The following is an 18,768-nucleotide window of genomic DNA, read 5'->3' as shown; positions in this document are numbered from 1 at the left end:
GACAAGCGCACCCTTTGTTACCATACCTAACAGTTGATGATTGCTCGCAATCTTGAACCGGTGAACGGCGTATGCCATAGGCAAATTCCCAATTGGATCATTAGGGGGCAAAATATGGCTCAAGCAACAGGCCTCATGTCAGGCAAGCGCGGCGTTATCATGGGCGTCGCCAACAATCGTTCGATTGCGTGGGGCATTGCCAAAGCCATTCATGCACAGGGCGGGGAAATCGCCTTTACATATCAGGGCGATGCTCTGAAAAAACGCGTCGAACCACTCGCTGCCGAACTCGGCGGCGTGCTTGCCGGTCACTGCGATGTCAGCGACGAAGCGAGCATCGACGAGGTTTTCGCCAACGTCGAAAAGATGTGGGGCAAGATCGACTTCGTCGTTCATGCGATCGGCTTCTCGGACAAGGACGAACTGACCGGCCGCTACGTCGATACCTCGCCGGACAATTTCGCCAAGACGATGCAGATCTCCGTCTATTCGTTCACGTCCGTGGCGCGCCGCGCCGAGAAGTTGATGACGGATGGCGGCTCGCTGCTGACGCTCACCTATTACGGCGCCGAGAAGGTCATGCCCAATTATAATGTCATGGGTGTCGCGAAGGCCGCTCTCGAAGCCAGCGTCAAGTATCTGGCAGTCGACCTTGGACCGAAGAACATCCGCGTCAATGCGATCTCGGCAGGCCCGATCAAGACGCTCGCAGCATCCGGTATCGGCGATTTCCGCTACATCCTGAAATGGAATGAGTACAACGCGCCCCTGCGCCGTACGGTTACCATCGAGGAAGTGGGCGACGTCGGCCTTTACATGCTGTCGGATCTCGCGCGCTCGGTCACCGGTGAAGTGCACCATGCCGACAGCGGCTATCATGTGATCGGCATGAAGGCGGTAGACGCGCCGGATATTTCGGTTATCAAGGACTGACCGAAGTCCAATCAAACGGAATCTGCCTTGCTCATCTACGTCGTCCGACATGGTCAGACCGACTGGAATGCTGAACGTCGTCTGCAAGGCCAGAAGGATATTCCGCTGAATGCCATCGGCCGCGAACAGGCGCGGCTGAACGGCGTCAACATGGCCGAGCTTCTGAAAGTCGAGGCAATCCCCTTCGATTTCGTTGCAAGTCCGCTCGGACGCACGCGGCAGACGATGGAGATCATGCGGACCGCCATGGGACTGGCGCCGAAGGACTACCGGACCGACGAGCGGCTGGTCGAAGTTTCCTTCGGGGATTGGGAAGGCTTCACGATCAGGGAGCTGAAGGCGACGCAACGCCAGCGCATTATCGAACGCAACCTCAACAAGTGGGATTTCATCCCGCCCGGCGACGACGCCGAAAGCTACGAGATCATGTCGTGGCGTACCCGCTCCTGGTTGAATTCACTCGAGCGTCCAACAGTCTGCGCCACGCATGGCGGCGTCATCAGGAGCCTTTTCAAGATGATCGCGGATTTGCCGAAGCACGAGGCTGCCGAGGGGGAAATTCCGCAGGACCGGATCCTGAAAATCGACACTGCGGAGAGGCTTATCGGTTGGCTCTAGCCGCCGTTACTGGACGATATCGAGATCGTTGATCACCCGCTTGCCGTCCACTTCCGTATAGAAGATCACAACCTTCACGCCGGCCTTCAGTCCATCGAAGTTAAATTCCTCCGGAGCCTGATAGGTCTTGCCGTCATCGAGCGTCAGGCTGAGGTTGGTCATGTCGACGTTCTTGATCGTCGCTTCAACGTCGGCACTTTCCGCAAAGCCGCTGATGGGCGAGAGGAAACTTGCTGTAGCCAGCAGCGTGGCAACAAAAAAACGCATTGCAGCAAACCTCTTCAGACTCGTCGCTAACATCCGATCAAGCACAGCTAAACTCCTGAATATGGCGAAAATTGCCCGTAAGAGTGACTTCGCGCGCCCAATTGATGAACAGCATTTAAACGATAATCAAGGGCAGCCACCCTCCATTAGTACTTTCTTAAACATTGGTAACAAACGAGCATGAAATCGTAAATTAACTCGTTCTCCCTAGAGTTGTCCGAAAAAGAGGGGAGATATACTGTGCTTTTCGGGCTGGGCGGCAAGATTCAGTTGCGGCGGGTGTTCAAAAATACCCGTGTTTCACTGCTCGTGTCGGCTCTTGTGGCATTTGTCGTTATCGTAGTCGGTTTCACGCTCGATCATGCAAATACCGCGGCGCATCTTCGCGAATTGCAAATTCGCACGGAAAATGAAGCAAGCCTCCTTCAAGCACGGTTGGTAGCGCAGATCGACATTGACATCACTGTTGTCCGCGATCTCGCCAACGTGATTTCGCTGAGCGCGAACAGCAACGAAGAGGAAATGAATCGCCAGATAAACTGGTTGCTCATCCAGAATCCGCATTTCCTCAGTATAGCCGTCGCACCCAATTTCGTGGTCAGCAACGTCTTTCCGCCGCAATCCGGCAAGGACCGCATCGGCAAGGACGTCGGCGAATTGCAAATGCGGCGCCATCCCGTCACCAACTATACCAGAGACCAGCAGGCGCGCTTTTACGGTCCCATCAAGACCACGGGCGGCACGGATGCCTTTGCGATCTTCTTCCCGATTTTCGTCAAGGATAAGGGGCAGCGTAAGGTCTGGGGTGCGGTCGAAGTCGCAATCGACCGGGACATGTTCTACGAAAACACCGGCCTGATGCCTGCTCGCAACACTGAAAACGAGCGGCGTTACCCGCATCTCGATCATCTTTCGATCGCCTTGCGCGACCTGAACACCGCCGCGGCGGGCAAGGCCCTTCCCTTCTTCGGCAGCGCCGATGTGCTTGACAAGCAGCCCATCCGTCGCGACATCGAATTTGCGGGCGGTCGCTGGGAGCTTTCGGCCGCTCCGACAAGCGGATGGAACGTTCCCCCGCCGAACCAGGTTCAGCTTCGCTTGATCATTGTCGCGGCCGGCTGCGTCATCATCGTTCCTATCTTCCTGGCCACCCTGCTCCTTGGCGAGCGCAACCGCAACGTCAGCGAGCTCGAAGCTCGCGAGGCAAAACTGCTCGAGCTTTCCCAGCGGCTGGATCTTGCGCTGGATTCATCCAATATCGGCATCTGGGAACTTCAGGATCACGGGCACCGCCTCTATTGGGACGCGCGCGCTTCAGCCCTTTACGGTGAGGTATCGGGCGAGGGAAGCCGTCCGCTCGAGAGCTGGCTTGAAGCGATCGTGGCGGGGGACCGGCCGATCGCCGAGATGCACTTCTTCAATTGCAGCGTCGCCGGCACCTCCTGCACGGCACAGTATCGTGTCGGGCTCGCCGACGGGAGCATCCGGCACCTGCGATCCGTCGGCTCCTTCTACACTGATGCGGGCGGAATCGGCCGAACGATCGGCATCGTCGCGGACGTGACTGCAGACGCCGAGGCGGCCGAAATGCTGCGGAAGGCCAAGGAAACCAGCGACACCAAGAATGCCGAACTGGAACAGGCGCTGGACGAACTCTCCTGCCGCGAAGCGGAACTTGCGGAGCTTTCGACCCGTCTTGATCTCGCACTCGATGCAAATCTGTGCGGCATCTGGGAAACGACGCTGGGCGTCGAAGGCTCCATGTGGGACGAGCGCATGTACGAACTCTACGGGCTGGAGCCACGGCGTGGCTTCATGACCCAGGATGTCTGGCTCTCCTGCATTCATCCGGAGGACCGTGGCCTTGCACTGGAAAGTGCGGAGCATTTCAAGCAGGTTGGCGACACCCACACGCTTATCTGCCGCGTACCGACCGCAGACGGCGGCGTTCGCTATGTCCGCTCCACCGGCAAGGTGCATCAAACCGCGACGGGACAGGCGAAGCTGATCGGCGTGGCCTTCGATGCTACCGAAGACGCGCTGCTGACGCTTCAGCTCAAGGCGGCAAAGGACGACGCGGTTTCCAAGAACATCGAACTCGAACGAGCCAAGGATCGAATAGAGCACAATTCGCTACACGACCCGCTGACCGCACTTGCCAACCGGCGCAAGCTCGATATCGCGCTTGAAAACCTGACCTTCAACAGCCGGTCGCAGCGGCAGAAATTCGCCATCCTCCATATCGACCTCGATCGTTTCAAGCAAATCAACGACACGCTCGGGCATGCCGCGGGCGATGCGATGCTGGTGCATGCGTCAAAGGTGCTTTCGCAGAATGCCCAAGTCAGCAATGTCGTTGCGCGCATCGGCGGCGACGAATTCGTCATTCTGGTCCTCGATGCCAACGCCGAGGATATGACTGAACTTGCGGCCCGGATCATCGAGGAAATGCGCCAGCCGATCAATTTCGAGGGCTTCGCCTGCCGCTGCGGCGTTTCGATCGGCATCGCCCTTGCAGACGGTATGGATGTCGACGCTCGCCAGGTGCTGATCAACGCCGATATCGCGCTCTATCGTGCAAAGAGCCTGGGCCGGAACCGCTACGAATTCTTCAACCAGAACCTCCAGGCCGACGTCGTCAACAGCAAGCGCACCGCCGACGAAATCCTTGCCGGGCTCGAAAACGGCGAATTCACGGCCTGGTACCAGCCGCAGTTCTGCGCCAGGACGATGCGGCTGACGGGCGTCGAGGCGCTGGTGCGCTGGAACCACCCGTCCCACGGTCTTCTGACGCCCGACAAGTTCCTGCGCATCGCCGACGAGATCAACGTCGTGCAGGTGCTTGACCGCATCGTTCTCGAAACCGCGCTCAAGGACAAGATGCGTTGGGCGGCACTCGGCGTAGCCGTGCCGCAGGTCTCGGTCAACGTTTCGGCGCGCCGGCTGCATGACGGAAGCCTGTTCGAGTCGCTGCTCGACCTGCAGATCGCTCCCGGCGAGCTCTCCTTCGAGCTGGTCGAATCGATCTTCCTCGACGAGAGCGAGGATGTGGCGGCGCACAATCTCGACCGCATCAAGGCGCTCGGCATCGATATCGAAATAGATGATTTCGGAACCGGCCACACGTCGATCGTCAGCCTGCTGAAGCTGAAGCCGAAGCGGCTCAAGATCGACCGCCAACTCGTGCAGCCGATCCTCCATTCGCCGCAGGAACGGGCGCTGGTGAGCTCGATCATCCATATCGCCCGCTCGCTCGGTGTTGAAACGGTGGCGGAAGGCGTCGAGACTGTTTCGCATGCGCACATGCTGCGCGATCTCGGCTGCGACCTGTTGCAGGGCTACGCCTTCTCCCGCCCCTTGTCCTTCGACGCCTTCGCAGCCGCTGCAGCGGACGGTAAAGCCTGGCGGCTTGCCTCCTGAGTTCATCGTTCACGATTTGCGGAAACAGATTCTCTGGTCGCAGCATTTTTCGGTAAAGAAAGGCGTTTGCCCGCAAGGCTTTTTGGCCTATGAGTGTCCCGAATTTTGGAAGTATGGCGCAGCCGGTGACGACCGGAGTTTGCGCTCATCCGGTCGGAACACATGTCGCACAACACATTCGGTCATCTCTTCCGCGTAACAACCTGGGGCGAAAGCCACGGGCCCGCACTCGGCTGCGTCGTCGACGGCACGCCACCCGGACTGCGTTTCAAGCTCGAGGACATTCAGGTGTGGCTCGACAAGCGCAAGCCCGGCCAATCGCGTTTCGTGACGCAGCGCCGTGAGGCCGACCTCGTGAAGGTGCTCTCCGGCGTGATGCCGGATGCCGACGGTGAAACGATGATCACCACTGGTACGCCGATCTCGATGATGATCGAGAACACCGACCAGCGCTCCAAGGATTACGGCGAGATTGCCCGGCAGTATCGTCCCGGTCATGCGGACTATACCTACGATGTCAAATACGGCATCCGCGATTATCGCGGCGGCGGCCGCTCCTCCGCCCGCGAAACGGCGGCCCGTGTCGCGGCCGGCGGCATCGCGCGCCTCGTTGTTCCGGAGATGAAGGTTCGCGCTGCCCTCATCCAGATAGGCAAGCACAAGATCAACCGGCAGAACTGGGATTGGGATCAGGTGGACCAGAACCCCTTCTTCTCGCCGGACGCAGAAATCGTCCCTGTATGGGAAGAGTATCTCGACACCATCCGCAAGAACGGCTCCTCGATCGGCGCTGTGGTCGAAGTCGTGGCTGAAGGCGTTCCGGCAGGGCTCGGCGCGCCGATCTACGGCAAGCTCGACCAGGATATCGCCTCGCTGCTGATGTCCATCAACGCCGTGAAAGGTGTGGAGATCGGCAATGGTTTCGGCGCGGCCGAGATCACCGGTGAGGAGAACGCCGACGAGATGCGCATGGGCAATGACGGCAAACCGTTGTTTCTTTCCAACCACGCCGGCGGTATTCTTGGCGGCATATCCACCGGCCAGCCGGTCGTCGCGCGCTTTGCGATCAAGCCGACCTCTTCCATTCTTACGGAGCGACGCTCGATCGATGCGGACGGCAACAATGTCGATATCCGCACCAAGGGCCGGCACGACCCCTGCGTCGGTATCCGGGCTGTGCCGATCGGCGAAGCCATGGTGGCCTGCGCCATCGCTGACCATTACCTCCGCGACCGCGGCCAGACCGGCCGGTTGAAATAGGAATTACCCCCATGCCTTATGACCAGAAGCGTGTCGTCGATGCCATCCGAGCCTTCGAAGCCGGCGAGATCGTCGTCGTCATGGATGATGATGACCGCGAGAACGAAGGCGACCTGATCGTCGCTGCTCTCCACTGCACGCCGGAAAAGATGGCCTTCATCGTGCGCCATACCTCCGGCATCGTTTGCACGCCCATGCCGAAGGAAGAGGCGAAACGCCTGAACCTCAACGCGATGGTTGCCGAAAACGACTCCGCGCACACGACGGCCTTCACGGTTTCGGTCGATTTCAAGCACGGCACGACGACCGGCATTTCCGCCGACGACCGCACGCTGACGGTGCGCAATCTTGCCAATCCGAATGTCGGCCCGGCAGATTTCGTTCGTCCCGGCCACATCTTCCCGCTCGTTGCCCGCGAAGGCGGCGTGCTGATGCGCTCCGGCCATACGGAAGCCGCCGTCGACCTTTGCAAGCTCGCCGGGCTGCCGCCGATCGGCGTCATCTGCGAACTCGTCAATGACGACGGCACCGTCACGCGCGGTCCGCAGGTGGTCGACTTCGCCGAAAAGCACGGCCTGAAACTCGTCTCGGTCGCCGACCTGATCGCCTACCGCCAGCGCAAGGAAACGCTGATCGAACTCGGCGCCAGCTTCGACATCGAAACGCCGTTCGGCAAGGCCAAAGCCCATACCTACGCCCTGCCCTGGGATCCGATGCAGCACCTCGCCGTCGTCTTCGGCGATATCCGCGACGGTATCGACATTCCAGTCCGCCTGCACCCGGAAAACGTCGCCGAGGACCTCTTCGGCAAGAAGAGCCCGGTCGATCACTACATGCAGAAGATCGCCGAGGAAGGCCGTGGCATCATCGTCTATCTCCGCGAAGGCTCCGTCGGCGTCGGCCATTACGACAACGGCCGCAAGACGCGCAGCCAGGACCGCGAGTCGCATGCCGAAGCCAAGAGCCGCGAAAGCGAATGGCTGGAAATCGGTCTCGGCGCGCAGATCCTCAAGGACCTCGGCGTCAGCTCCATCAAGCTGCTCACCAGCCGCGAGCGCCACTACGTCGGACTCGAGGGCTTTGGGATCAAGATCGCCAAGACGGAGATTTGCTGAGGATTTACCTTCTCCCCTCGGGGAGAAGGTGGCCCGAAGGGTCGGATGAGGGGCGGCTCGGCATATCCTGCTCCCCCTCATCGCCTCGCTGGCGCTCCGGCACTTCTCCCCGCTGGGGAGAAGTGGCAAGCGGCTACCCCCTCCACTCTGCCAGATAGACAACCTTCTCCACCCCTGCGAACTTCGCCACGCGCTCCAGTTCCGCCTGCAACCTTTCCAGCCGACCGGCCGATGCTTTCACGCCCGGCTCCAGCCATAGCCGCTTGACGTCCAGCGTTCCGTTCTTGCGGTCAGCCTTCATGTCGATACGGCCGATCAGTTTATCGCCTTCGAGCAGCGGGAAGACGTAGTAGCCGTATTCACGCTTCGGCTCCGGCACGAACACCTCGATGCGGTAGAAGAAGCCGAAAAGGCGTTCGGTACGATTGCGGTCGCGGATCATCGGATCGAAGGGGCTCAGCACGCGAACACGGGCCGGAGGCTCGGGATAGTCACCGGCGGCGGGCGGGAAATCCGCAAAGACCCAGGAGGGACGCGGCTTGCCGCCGAGCGCCGGTTCGATCAGGACCTCCGTCAGTTCGTCGCGGTGCTCGCTTACCCAGGCCTTCGCCTCATCCGGCGAGAGCAGGTCCCAGAAGGCGGCGATTTCGCCATGTGTCGCAAAGCAGAGCCGCTTCAGCGCGCTTCGGCAGGCCCAGTCGACAAAGTCCTCTCGGCTCACTTCGGGATCGCGGAATTCCGCCGGAATAACGCGTTCGACCAGATCATAGATCTTCTGGAAATTGGAGCGGCCGGCGATGGCGAATTTGCCGGTGCGCCAGAAATATTCGAGTGCCGTCTTGTTTGGATGCCAGTTCCACCAGCCGCCGGAGGTGTGGCCGTCCGCCTTGATCTCGCGCGCCGTAATAGCGCCGTCGCGCGCCACCCGCTCGTAGGTCTCATCGAAGGCATGCTCGAAACCCTCGCCGCGCCATTTGCGCCAACGCTCGATGATGACCTCTTCCTCGTGGCGGAACTTGTGCTTCCAATATTTGAAGAAGACGCTGGGCAGGATCGAGGCGTCGTGCGTCCAATGCTCGAACAGCGCGCCGTCCTTTTCCAGCAGCGCGGTCAGATGCTCGCGCTTGTATGTCTGGTTGCGGGAAAAGAGTATCTGGTGATGCGCCCGCTCCACCGTCTGGATACTGTCCACCTGCACGAAGCCGATGTCATGGATCAGCTGCAGCAGCCCCGCCTTGCTCAGAAGGCGGTTCGGCGGCATGCCGAGACCCTGTTTGGCGAGAAAAATCCGGCGGGCGTCGCTGTTCGAAATGAGATTCGTCATGTGAGCATCATATTCGGGAAAATGTTCCTAGCCACCTGTTTTGCACTTTTGCGGCTGCGGCTATAGAAGCAGCATCGGAATGTGACAGGGGAATGATTTGGACATCCGCTTCGAAGAGGCTGCAGTCAGCTACGGCGCGCGGGAAGCGCTGGCGCCGCTGACCCTCAGCCTCACGGAAAACCGCATCGGCGTGATCGGCCTCAACGGGTCGGGCAAGACGACCTTTGCGCGGCTCATCAACGGGCTGACGAAGCCGACGGCAGGACGTGTCATCGTCAACGGCCGGGACACCGCCGGCGAGCGGTCCACCCTCCCCGAGGTCGGCTTCATCTTCCAGCAGCCGCAGAACCAGATCATCCTGCCGATCGTGCGTGACGATATCGCCTTCGGGCTGAAAGGCCGTGGTCTTTCGAAGGCCGAGATCGAGACGAAGGCGGAAGGCGCACTCGCCAGGTTCGGTGCCGCTCACCTTGCACCGCGCCGGGCGCACGAACTTTCCGGCGGCGAGCTGCAGATCGCCGCCCTTTCTGCGGTGCTTGTCACGGGTCCGAATATCCTGATCCTCGACGAGCCGACAAACCAGCTGGACCTGAAGAACCGTGCACTGGTGCAGAAGATCATCGAGGGCCTGCCCGAAAACGCCATCGTGATTACTCACGACCTCGAACTGATCGCAGATTTCGGCCGGGTCCTTGTTTTCCACGAGGGCAGGCTCGCGGCCGATGCGCCCGCAGCCGACGCAATCGCGCGCTACCGGGAGATCGTCGCCTGATGCAATCCCTTTATCTCGAAGGCAGCAGCTTCATGCACCGGCTCCCGGCGCGCTCGAAGCTGCTCGTGCTGGCGATCCTCGGCATTGCTCTCTTCGTCACCCGCAACATTCCGCTGCTTTCGCTCGGCGTGCTGGCGACGGGTGCCGTTTATTTCAGCCTCGGCCTGCCGCCGGGCCGGGCACTTGCGCGGTTGAAGCCGGTGCTGCTGACGATCATCGTCGTGGCGCTTTTCAGCCTCGCCTTCAATCCATGGCATGCCGCCGTCGTGGCGCTGTTGCGGCTGACGGCACTGATGCTCTTTGCGGCGGCAGTAACGGCAACGACGACGATCAGCGAATTCATCGACGAGATCACGCTGCTTGCCCGTCCGCTGGAGCGTGCCGGCCTGGTGACGGCAAACGATGTCGGCCTGGCGGTCGGGCTCGTCGTCCGTTTCGTGCCGGAAATCCTTGGCCGCTACCACGCGATCAAGGAGGCGCACGTCGCCCGCGGCATCAAGGTGCGGCCGGTCACGCTGCTTGCGCCGCTTATCATTCTCACGCTCAGGGATGCGGATAACATCGCAGCGGCGATTGACGCGCGCGGCTTTCGGCGGCATGTCAGTTAACACTTTATGAACACGGAGCCGATGATGAGTACCCGCGACCTCGTTCTCTCTGCCCTCTTCGCAGCCATCATCGTGGCGCTCGGCATTTTGCCGCCGATCACCCTCGGCTTCATCCCGGTACCGATCACGGCCCAGTCGCTCGGTGTTATGATGGCGGGCGTTGTGCTTGGGGCGCGCCGCGGGGCGATGGCCGTGCTGATCGTCCAGGTTCTGGTCGCGATCGGCCTTCCGGTTCTTTCCGGCGGCCGCGGCGGCCTTGCTGCCTTTGCAGGACCGACGGCGGGCTTCCTCATCGGCTGGCTCTTTGCCGCCTTTGTGACAGGTTACCTCAGCGAGCGCCTGGTAAGGGCCGAGCAGTCCGGTCTGGTCCAGACGGTCGGCTTCTTCCTCGCATCGATGATCGGCGGCATCGTCGTCCTCTACGCTTGCGGGATCGCCTATCTGGCAGTCGCGGCCGGGCTTGGCCTTCGGCAGGCTTTCCTCGGTTCGATGGCTTTCATCCCAGGTGACGTCATCAAGGCATTCGTTGCAGCGCTCGTCGGCCGCGCCGTCATGGCAGGCTATCCGTTGCTCCCGGCTCGCGCCTAGAGCATCCTGCATCCAGGTGGGCTCGCCTTGGGTGCAGATAAGATGCTCTAGTTTCAAAGAGGTAGAGCGTCCTTTGTGCGTCCATTCGGACGCACGGCGCTCTAGTCGAGGAAAGTATAAAGCCAGTCGCGCGTCTCTTCTGGGATTGCGGTGAGGGACTGGTCTTCACGCTCATGCGCCTGCCAGATGATTTCGACTTCGGCGGCGCGCTCATCTTCCACCTCGACGGCAATCAGGAACCCGACAGAACGGACGCCGATCTTGTCGACCGCGGGGGTGAATTCCACGATATCATCGTAGTGCAGCGGCCGGTGCAGATTGCAGGTAATCTTGCTGACGGTATAAATGGGCTCGTCGCTCAATTGGGGCCGCAAGGACCAGAAATTGGTAAGTACGGCTTCGGCATAGGAAATATAGCACGAGAGGAACATCTGGCCCTGCATGTCCACATCCCGATAGGGCACGCGTATTTCCGCTACATTCGAGCGTTTTGACTTTGCCATATGCCTGCCTGTCCCCATCCCATACTCAAAGCCTAATGGCGGGGCAGACTGAAGTAAACCGTGGAGATCAAACGGTCACGATAGCGTGCGAATGTTGAAATCGCCGGCATTCGCGCCATCTGGTGTGGATCCCGACCGGCGTAAGCCATAAGAGTATCCGCATGAGCACCCGCCTTTACGAACACCCGATCTTTCTCGAGCATGTAACCCCCGCAGGCCACCCGGAGCGGCCGGACCGGGTCCGAGCGATCAACGTCGCGCTCGGCCATCCGAACTTCGCGCGGCTGGACCGGAAGGAAGCGCCGCTGGCAAGTGAAGAGGCCGTGCTGCTTGCCCACCCGGAGGACCATCTTCGCGCGGTCATGCGCCATATCCCGGAAGAGGATGGCGAGATCAACCAGATCGAGGCCGACACCTATGCGAGCCCCAAGAGCCTGCAGGCGGCGCTGACCGGCGTCGGGGCGGCCATGGCTGCGGTCGACGACGTGTTCACCGGCCAGGCCGACAACGTGTTCGTCGCCGCCCGTCCGCCGGGCCACCATGCCGAAAAGACGACGGCGATGGGCTTCTGCTTCTTCAACAATGCCGCGATTGCCGCCCGCCATGCCCAGAAGCGCCACGGCGCCGAGCGCGTCGCCATCGTCGATTGGGACGTGCACCATGGCAACGGCACGCAGGACATCTTCTGGGATGATCGTTCCGTCCTCTTCTGCTCGACGCACCAGATGCCGCTCTACCCCGGCACCGGCGCCAAGGACGAGACGGGCAAGCACGGCACGATCGTCAACGCGCCGCTTTCTCCAAACGTCGGCAGCGAGCAATTCCGTGAGGCGTTCAAATCGCGCGTGCTTCCCGCTCTCAGCGATTTCCGGCCGGATCTCATCATCATCTCCGCGGGCTTCGATGCGCATCACCGCGATCCGCTGGCGCAGATCAATCTTGTCGGCGAGGATTTCGACTGGGCGACCGGCAGACTCCTGGAGATAGCCGACAAAAGTGCCTCCAACCGGGTCGTCAGCCTGCTGGAAGGCGGGTATGATCTGGAAGGACTCGCCGAATCGGCGGGCCTGCATGTGCTTCGATTGATGAAGGGTTGAGTATGACTGACAACGCCAAGCCGGAGGTTTCCGGTCTTTCCTTCGAGAAGGCGGTTGCCGAACTCGAAAGCATCGTTGCCCGCCTTGAGCGCGGCGACGTGGCGCTGGACGAATCCATCGAGATCTACGAGCGTGGCGAAGCGCTGAAGAAGCACTGCGAAACCCTGCTTTCGGCCGCCGAAAACCGCATCGAGAAGATCAGGCTCGACCGCGCCGGCAAGCCGCAGGGCGTCGAGCCGCTGGACGGAGCCTGACCCCCAAGACATTCCCCGAAATCTCTGGCCGGAAGCAGGCCGTCGGTCTACCATCCGCCTGGACACAACAGGGGAACGGTTCAGAATGACGGACAGGCTGAAGGGCAAGGTTGCCATCATCTCGGGCGGCGCGACGGGCATGGGCGGCGCAGCGTCAAAGCTGTTTGCGGCCGAAGGCGCACGCGTCGCGATCATCGACCGCAATGGCGAGGCGGCGGCCCAAACAACAGCGGCGATCCGCGATGCAGGCGGTGAAGCGGACTCCTGGATTGCCGACGTCTCCGACGAAAAAGCGGTGAATGCTGCGGTTGCCGGCGTCGAGGAGCGCTATGGCGCCGTAACCGTGCTCTTCAATCATGCCGGCACCATCGTCATCAAGCCGTTCCTGGAAACGACGCTGGAGGAATGGGATTGGCTGCATGCCGTCAATGTCCGCTCGATGTTCCTGATGACCAGGGCCGTGCTGCCGAAGATGATCGTGGCGGGCGGCGGGTCAATCGTCTGCACCTCGTCCATCTCCGCCGTGGCGGCAACGCCGATGGAGGTGCTCTACGACACGACCAAGGGCGCGGTGCACATGTTCGCCCGGGCGATTGCGGTGGAATTCCGCGACCGCAATATCCGCTGCAATGCCGTCTGCCCCGGCTTCATACGCACGCCGCACGGGCTGCGGGAGGTGACCGAGCTGCAGGCGCTTGGCGTCGATGTCTCTGACGCGGCGATCGCTGCGCAGCAGGGGCGGATCGGCGAACCGGAAGATGTCGCGAGGGCCGCGCTCTATCTGGCAAGCGATGAATCGAGCTTCGTCAACGGCGCGCATCTCTTCGTCGACAACGGCTTTACGGCCATCTGACAATTTGGCCCCTTTCGCTGCGGTCCGCCAGGCGCTATTTCTGGCGGCACCCCAGCGCTCGGAGAACCTCATGTCCTTCTTCCCCGGTAAAGACCCGCTGCCTGGCGATACTTTCGCCTGCGACGCGATCGAGAACCTGATTATCCCGCGCACGAGCGACATCGGTGGCTTCCAGGTGCGGCGGGCCCTTCCGACGCGGCAGCGGCGGTTGGTGGGGCCGTTTATCTTCTTCGACCGGATGGGTCCGGCGATCCTGAAGCCCGACGAGGCGCTCGACGTGAAGCCGCATCCGCATATCGGGCTTTCGACCGTCACCTATCTCTTCGATGGCGAAATCCGGCATCTCGACAGCCTCGGCACCGAAAAGGTGATCCGCCCCGGCGACATCAATCTGATGACGGCCGGGCGCGGCATCGTGCATTCGGAGCGCACACCAGACAATCTGCGCGGTCATCCCCTTTCGATGTCCGGCCTGCAGACCTGGCTGGCGCTGCCCGACGAGAAGGAGGAGATCGATCCGGCCTTCGCACACACGGAGAGGAGTGACATGCCGCTGATTGATGACGGCGGCGTCACGGGCCGGGTCGTGATCGGCTCGTTCGAAGGGCTGTTGTCGCCGGTCGAAGTCTTCTCCGATACGCTTTACGCCGATCTCGCCTTCGCGCCCGGCGCCAAGTTTCCCTTCGGTGCGGCTCATGAGGAGCGCGCCGTCTATGTGCTTTCAGGCGAGGTCATCGTCGCCGGCGATCGCTTTGCGGCGGATCAGCTGCTCGTCTTCCGTCCAGGCGATACCATCACGCTTGAAGCGGGACCCGCAGGCTGTCACCTGATGCTCTTCGGGGGTGCGGCCCTGAACTCCAAGCGCTACATCTGGTGGAACTTCGTCTCTTCTTCCAAGGAGCGGATCGAGAAGGCGAAGGAGGAATGGCGTACCGGCCGCTTCGATATCGTGCCGGGGGACGAAGAGGAATTCGTGCCTTTGCCTGAGGGCTGAATTCCTTTAGAATTAAATGCTTGCGGTTCTTGAAATGCATTTGTTTTGCCGCAATCTAATCGAATAAACAAAACCCAAGAACGATAACAAAGAGCGCCCGCCCGTGACAAATCCTCCGAAAACCCCGTTGCTCGATCAGGTCAAATATCCCGCAGACCTGCGCAAGCTCGAGGATCGTGACCTGCCGCAGCTTGCGCGCGAGGTCCGCGACGAGATGATCGACGCGGTATCGCGCACCGGGGGTCATCTTGGGGCAGGCCTTGGGGTCGTCGAGCTGACTGTTGCCATTCACAGCGTGTTCAATACACCTAACGACCGGCTGATCTTCGACGTCGGCCACCAGTGTTATCCCCACAAGATTCTTACCGGCCGCCGGGACCGCATCCGCACGCTGCGCCAGGAAGGCGGTCTTTCCGGTTTCACGCGGCGCGCCGAGAGCGAATACGATCCCTTCGGGGCGGCGCATTCCTCGACCTCGATTTCCGCCGGTCTCGGCATGGCGGTTGCCGCCGAACTCGACAAGACCGACCGGCGCGTGATTGCCGTCATCGGCGACGGCGCGATGTCTGCCGGCATGGCCTACGAGGCGCTGAACAATGCCGGGGCGCTGGATGCGCGGCTCATTGTCATCCTCAACGACAACGACATGTCGATCGCCCCGCCGACAGGTGCGATGAGTGCTTATCTCGCGCGCCTTGCCTCGGGTCGCACTTACATGGGCTTCCGCGATCTCGGAAAGAAGCTGACCGGTTATCTCGGCAAGAAGGTCGATAGTGCGATCACCCGCGCCGTCGAGCATGCGCGTGGCTACGTGACCGGCGGGACCATGTTCGAGGAAATGGGGTTCTACCATATCGGTCCGATCGATGGCCATTCCTTTGAGCATCTGCTCCCCGTGCTGCGCAACGTGCGCGACAATGCGCAGGGACCGGTGCTGATCCATGTCGTGACGCAGAAAGGCAAGGGTTACCCGCCCGCCGAAGCCGCCGCCGACAAGTACCATGGCGTCAACAAGTTCGACGTCATCACCGGGGCGCAGGCCAAGGTCAAGCCGAATGCGCCGAGCTATACGAGCGTGTTCGCCGAAGCGCTGGTGCAGGAAGCGAAACTCGACGACAAGATCATCGGGATCACTGCCGCAATGCCGAATGGTACGGGCCTCGACAAGCTTGCCGAGGTCTTCCCTGCCCGCTGTTTCGATGTGGGGATCGCCGAACAGCATGCGGTCACCTTCGCCGCCGGCCTCGCCGCCGAAGGCTACAAGCCCTTCGCCGCGCTCTATTCCACCTTCCTGCAGCGAGCCTATGACCAGGTCGTCCACGATGTCGCGATCCAGGGCCTGCCGGTCCGCTTCCCGATCGACCGGGCCGGTTTTGTTGGCGCCGACGGCCCGACGCATGCGGGTTCGTTCGATACGACATTCCTTGCCACCCTGCCCGGTTTCGTGGTGATGGCGGCTGCCGACGAGGCCGAACTGAAGCATATGGTGCGCACAGCCGCAGCCTATGATGCCGGTCCGATCTCCTTCCGCTATCCGCGTGGCGAAGGCGTCGGCATCGATATGCCGGCGCGTGGGGAGATCCTGCAGATCGGCAAGGGCCGCATCGTCAAGGAAGGCACGAAGGTAGCGCTGCTCTCCTTCGGCACGCGGCTCGCGGACTGCTTGCTGGCGGCAGAAGACCTCGACGCTTCGGGCCTCTCGACGACGGTTGCCGACGCTCGCTTTGCGAAGCCCCTGGACCATGAACTGATCCGTCAGCTTGCCCGCCATCACGAAGTGCTGATCACCGTCGAAGAAGGCGCCGTCGGCGGCTTCGGCAGCCATGTAATGCAGTACCTCGCGATGGAAGGGCTGCTGGACAACGGGCTGAAGATCCGCTCGCTGGTGATGCCGGATATATGGGTGGAGCAGGCGAAACCCGAGATGATGAACGCCCATGCCGGTCTCGACCGCGCGGGGATCGTTTCGACGGTGTTCAAGGCTTTGGGCGGTAGCGCAGCCGTCGGCGTTGCCGGCTAAGGATAGCCGGAGCCTGGAGCTGCGCAGGTTCCCGATAGCGCGACAAAGCCTGCTGCGGTTCTGGGATTGCTGATCGCTGCCGCAAACAAAAAGCTTGCAAGCGGCGGCCTTGCCGGTCATGGACAGCCGATGTCCGATCAGAACACCCAACGCCTCGATCAGCTTCTCGTGAGCCTCGGCCTTTTTGCCAGCCGCTCGCGGGCGCGAGACGCCGTTGCCCGCGGCACCGTGAAGGTCGCCGGCAACGTCATCACCAAGCCGGGGGCTCTGTTTGCGGAAGATGCCACAATCGAGATCGACGATCCGGCGCAGGACTATGTGTCCCGCGCGGCGCTGAAGCTCATCGCGGCGCTCGATCATTTCCGTCTCGATCCGGCCGGCCACCATTGTCTCGACATCGGCGCTTCCACGGGCGGCTTCACGGAAGTACTGCTCGAGCGCGGTGCGGCGCATGTGACCGCCATCGATGTCGGTCACGGGCAGATGCATCCGCGCATCTCGGCCGATCCGCGAGTCACCAATATCGAGGGACTGAACGCCCGCAATCTGACGGCAGAGGATATCGGCCGGCCGGTGACCTTCGTCGTCTCGGATGTATCGTTCATTTCGCTAAAGCTGGCGCTCGCACCTGCATTGCGGATTGCCGAGCCGGGCGCGATTGCAGCGCTGCTGGTCAAGCCGCAATTCGAGGCCGGGCGCGAGGCGATCGGCAAGGGTGGGCTGTTGAAGGTCCCCTCCTCCGCGCCCGCGGTGGCGGCCGAATTGGAGCGCTGGTTCGTCGACGACATGGACTGGAACAGCCTTGGCCTTATCCCCTCCCCGATCGCAGGCGGCGACGGCAATCAGGAATTTCTATTGGCAGGAACGAAGCCGTGAGCACCGAAACAGTCACCATCCAGAAACTCGGCGGCCAGGGCGACGGGATTGCCATCGGGCCGGACGGCCCGATCTATGTGCCGTTCTCGCTTCCTGGCGAAAGCGTGGCGATCGCGCGCGTCAAGAACCACGGCACCATCATGTCGATCGCCCAGCCTTCTCCCAACCGGCAGGAACCGCCTTGCCGCCACTTCGGGCCGGATGGCGTCAACGGGACCTGCGGCGGCTGCACGCTGCAACACATGGCCGATGCGCCGTACCGCGCGTTCAAGCGGCAGCTGGTGATCGACGCTCTGAAATCGCAGGGAATTACGGCCGAAGTCGGCGAAATCGTCCCGGCGCATCCCGGCGAGCGTCGCCGCGTGGTTTTTGCGGCGCGCAAGACCGAGAAGGACATGCTGATCGGCTTCAACCAGGCTGAAAGCCATCACATCGTGGCAATCGAGGAATGTCCCATCTCGTCGGCGGGGATCGTGGCGCGGCTACCGGCGATCAAGGCGATCGGCGCAGCACTTGCGACAAGCGCCGAACCCTTCCGCATCTCGGTTCTCGAAACGCTGTCCGGGCTCGATCTGGCCGTGGACAGCATCAAGAAATTGTCTGACCAGCAGCGCCGCAAGGCCGTCGAGACCGTGCTCGGCATACGCGGCATCGCCCGCGTTTCGCTGAACGGCGAAATCCTCGTCGAGCCGCAGAAGCCGATCGTCGACTTCGGTGGCGTGCAGGTCTCGCCGCCCGCCGGCGGGTTCACGCAGGCGACGAAGCCCGCCGAAGATGCGATGGCCGAGCTGGTGCTGGCTCATCTTGGCAAGGCAAAGCGCATCGCCGATCTCTTTGCCGGCGCGGGCACATTCTCGCTTCGGCTTGCGCGGATCGGCCGGGTCCACGCCGTCGAAGGCGACGACAAGGCGCTTGCGGCGCTGGACCTCGGCGCCCGTAAGGCGCAGGGGCTGAAGCAGGTTAGCGTCGAAAAGCGCGACCTCTTCCGCCGTCCGCTGATGACATCGGAGCTGAAGGTCTACGATGCGGTGGTCTTCGATCCCCCGCGCGCCGGAGCGGAGTTCCAATGCAAGGAACTGGCGCGCTCGGCGGTGAAGAAGATCGCCGCCGTCAGCTGCAATCCGCAGACGCTGGCGCGCGATCTGGCGATCCTCGTCGAGGGTGGCTACCGCGTCACCAGCGTCACGCCGATCGACCAGTTCCTCTGGACCTCGCATGTCGAGGTCGTGGCGACGCTGGAGAAGTAATCCGGAACTACGGCTGGCA

The 18,768-nt window shown here is 61.7% G+C and carries 18 protein-coding genes; 15 read left to right on the top strand and 3 right to left on the bottom strand.

Features of this window, described 5'->3' with window-relative positions:
* The first annotated feature begins 114 nt into the window (after positions 1-114).
* Together fabI and HGP14_RS04410 are read left to right on the top strand one after the other, a co-directional pair.
* Positions 115-933, top strand: coding sequence for an enoyl-ACP reductase FabI (fabI, locus tag HGP14_RS04415; RefSeq protein ID WP_168828621.1), 819 nt, complete (start codon positions 115-117; stop codon positions 931-933).
* Between the two features lie 27 nt (positions 934-960).
* Positions 961-1,551, top strand: a complete 591-nt coding sequence (locus HGP14_RS04410; protein ID WP_168828620.1) for a histidine phosphatase family protein — start codon at positions 961-963, stop codon at positions 1,549-1,551.
* A gap of 6 nt (positions 1,552-1,557) precedes the next feature.
* On the opposite strand, the gene HGP14_RS04405 is transcribed toward HGP14_RS04410, so the two are convergent.
* Positions 1,558-1,818 carry a DUF1344 domain-containing protein gene (locus tag HGP14_RS04405; protein ID WP_168828619.1) on the bottom strand — a complete coding sequence of 87 codons (261 nt, stop codon included), beginning with the start codon at positions 1,816-1,818 and terminating at the stop codon, positions 1,558-1,560.
* Between the two features lie 240 nt (positions 1,819-2,058).
* Between HGP14_RS04405 and HGP14_RS04400 the strand changes: the two genes are divergently transcribed.
* The 3 genes from HGP14_RS04400 to ribB all read left to right on the top strand — a co-directional run bounded on the left by HGP14_RS04400 (position 2,059) and on the right by ribB (position 7,613).
* Positions 2,059-5,238 carry an EAL domain-containing protein gene (locus tag HGP14_RS04400; protein ID WP_312862089.1) on the top strand — a complete coding sequence of 1,060 codons (3,180 nt, stop codon included), beginning with the start codon at positions 2,059-2,061 and terminating at the stop codon, positions 5,236-5,238.
* A 162-nt stretch (positions 5,239-5,400) separates the two neighbouring features.
* Positions 5,401-6,498: a chorismate synthase gene (gene aroC / locus HGP14_RS04395; RefSeq protein WP_168828618.1), complete on the top strand. Its 1,098-nt coding sequence runs from the start codon at positions 5,401-5,403 to the stop codon at positions 6,496-6,498.
* An 11-nt stretch (positions 6,499-6,509) separates the two neighbouring features.
* The gene (gene ribB / locus HGP14_RS04390; RefSeq protein ID WP_168828617.1) at positions 6,510-7,613 is read left to right on the top strand and encodes a 3,4-dihydroxy-2-butanone-4-phosphate synthase; all 1,104 of its coding nucleotides are present in this window, start codon (positions 6,510-6,512) and stop codon (positions 7,611-7,613) included.
* A 133-nt stretch (positions 7,614-7,746) separates the two neighbouring features.
* Here the strand turns inward: ribB and HGP14_RS04385 are convergent, their stop codons facing one another.
* Entirely contained in the window at positions 7,747-8,937 is a 1,191-nt protein-coding gene (locus HGP14_RS04385; RefSeq protein WP_168828616.1) for a winged helix-turn-helix domain-containing protein, read from the bottom strand.
* A 97-nt stretch (positions 8,938-9,034) separates the two neighbouring features.
* Between HGP14_RS04385 and HGP14_RS04380 the strand changes: the two genes are divergently transcribed.
* From HGP14_RS04380 to HGP14_RS04370, 3 genes are read left to right on the top strand one after another with little or no spacing between them, the layout of a single operon-like run.
* Positions 9,035-9,709: an energy-coupling factor ABC transporter ATP-binding protein gene (locus HGP14_RS04380; RefSeq protein ID WP_168828615.1), complete on the top strand. Its 675-nt coding sequence runs from the start codon at positions 9,035-9,037 to the stop codon at positions 9,707-9,709.
* Positions 9,709-10,317, top strand: coding sequence for an energy-coupling factor transporter transmembrane protein EcfT (locus tag HGP14_RS04375; RefSeq protein ID WP_168828614.1), 609 nt, complete (start codon positions 9,709-9,711; stop codon positions 10,315-10,317). Before HGP14_RS04380 ends, HGP14_RS04375 begins: the two co-directional genes overlap by 1 nt.
* 24 nt (positions 10,318-10,341) lie before the next feature.
* Entirely contained in the window at positions 10,342-10,905 is a 564-nt protein-coding gene (locus tag HGP14_RS04370) for a biotin transporter BioY (protein WP_168828613.1), read from the top strand.
* Between the two features lie 101 nt (positions 10,906-11,006).
* On the opposite strand, the gene HGP14_RS04365 is transcribed toward HGP14_RS04370, so the two are convergent.
* Positions 11,007-11,408, bottom strand: a complete 402-nt coding sequence (locus HGP14_RS04365; RefSeq protein ID WP_168828612.1) for a thioesterase family protein — start codon at positions 11,406-11,408, stop codon at positions 11,007-11,009.
* Positions 11,409-11,569: 161 nt separating this feature from the next.
* On the opposite strand from HGP14_RS04365, the gene HGP14_RS04360 reads away from it, so the two are divergent.
* From HGP14_RS04360 to HGP14_RS04330, 7 genes are all read left to right on the top strand, one after another.
* Entirely contained in the window at positions 11,570-12,505 is a 936-nt protein-coding gene (locus HGP14_RS04360; protein WP_168828611.1) for a histone deacetylase family protein, read from the top strand.
* A gap of 2 nt (positions 12,506-12,507) precedes the next feature.
* Positions 12,508-12,759 (top strand): exodeoxyribonuclease VII small subunit, encoded by a 252-nt coding sequence (locus tag HGP14_RS04355; protein ID WP_047507965.1) that lies wholly within the window; start codon positions 12,508-12,510, stop codon positions 12,757-12,759.
* Between the two features lie 85 nt (positions 12,760-12,844).
* On the top strand, positions 12,845-13,612 hold the full coding sequence (locus HGP14_RS04350) for an SDR family NAD(P)-dependent oxidoreductase (RefSeq protein ID WP_168828610.1): 768 nt from the start codon (positions 12,845-12,847) through the stop codon (positions 13,610-13,612).
* Between the two features lie 70 nt (positions 13,613-13,682).
* On the top strand, positions 13,683-14,606 hold the full coding sequence (locus HGP14_RS04345) for a pirin family protein (protein ID WP_168828609.1): 924 nt from the start codon (positions 13,683-13,685) through the stop codon (positions 14,604-14,606).
* Positions 14,607-14,709: 103 nt separating this feature from the next.
* The gene (dxs, locus tag HGP14_RS04340; RefSeq protein ID WP_168828608.1) at positions 14,710-16,626 is read left to right on the top strand and encodes a 1-deoxy-D-xylulose-5-phosphate synthase; all 1,917 of its coding nucleotides are present in this window, start codon (positions 14,710-14,712) and stop codon (positions 16,624-16,626) included.
* Positions 16,627-16,755: 129 nt separating this feature from the next.
* Entirely contained in the window at positions 16,756-17,502 is a 747-nt protein-coding gene (locus tag HGP14_RS04335) for a TlyA family RNA methyltransferase (protein ID WP_168828607.1), read from the top strand.
* Positions 17,499-18,749, top strand: a complete 1,251-nt coding sequence (locus HGP14_RS04330; protein ID WP_168828606.1) for a class I SAM-dependent RNA methyltransferase — start codon at positions 17,499-17,501, stop codon at positions 18,747-18,749. Before HGP14_RS04335 ends, HGP14_RS04330 begins: the two co-directional genes overlap by 4 nt.
* The last annotated feature ends 19 nt before the right edge of the window (positions 18,750-18,768 follow it).

The sequence above is a fragment of the Rhizobium sp. P32RR-XVIII genome, from assembly GCF_012641395.1.
Classification (GTDB): Bacteria; Pseudomonadota; Alphaproteobacteria; order Rhizobiales; family Rhizobiaceae; genus Rhizobium.
This window is presented reverse-complemented; position numbering and strand designations above follow the sequence as displayed.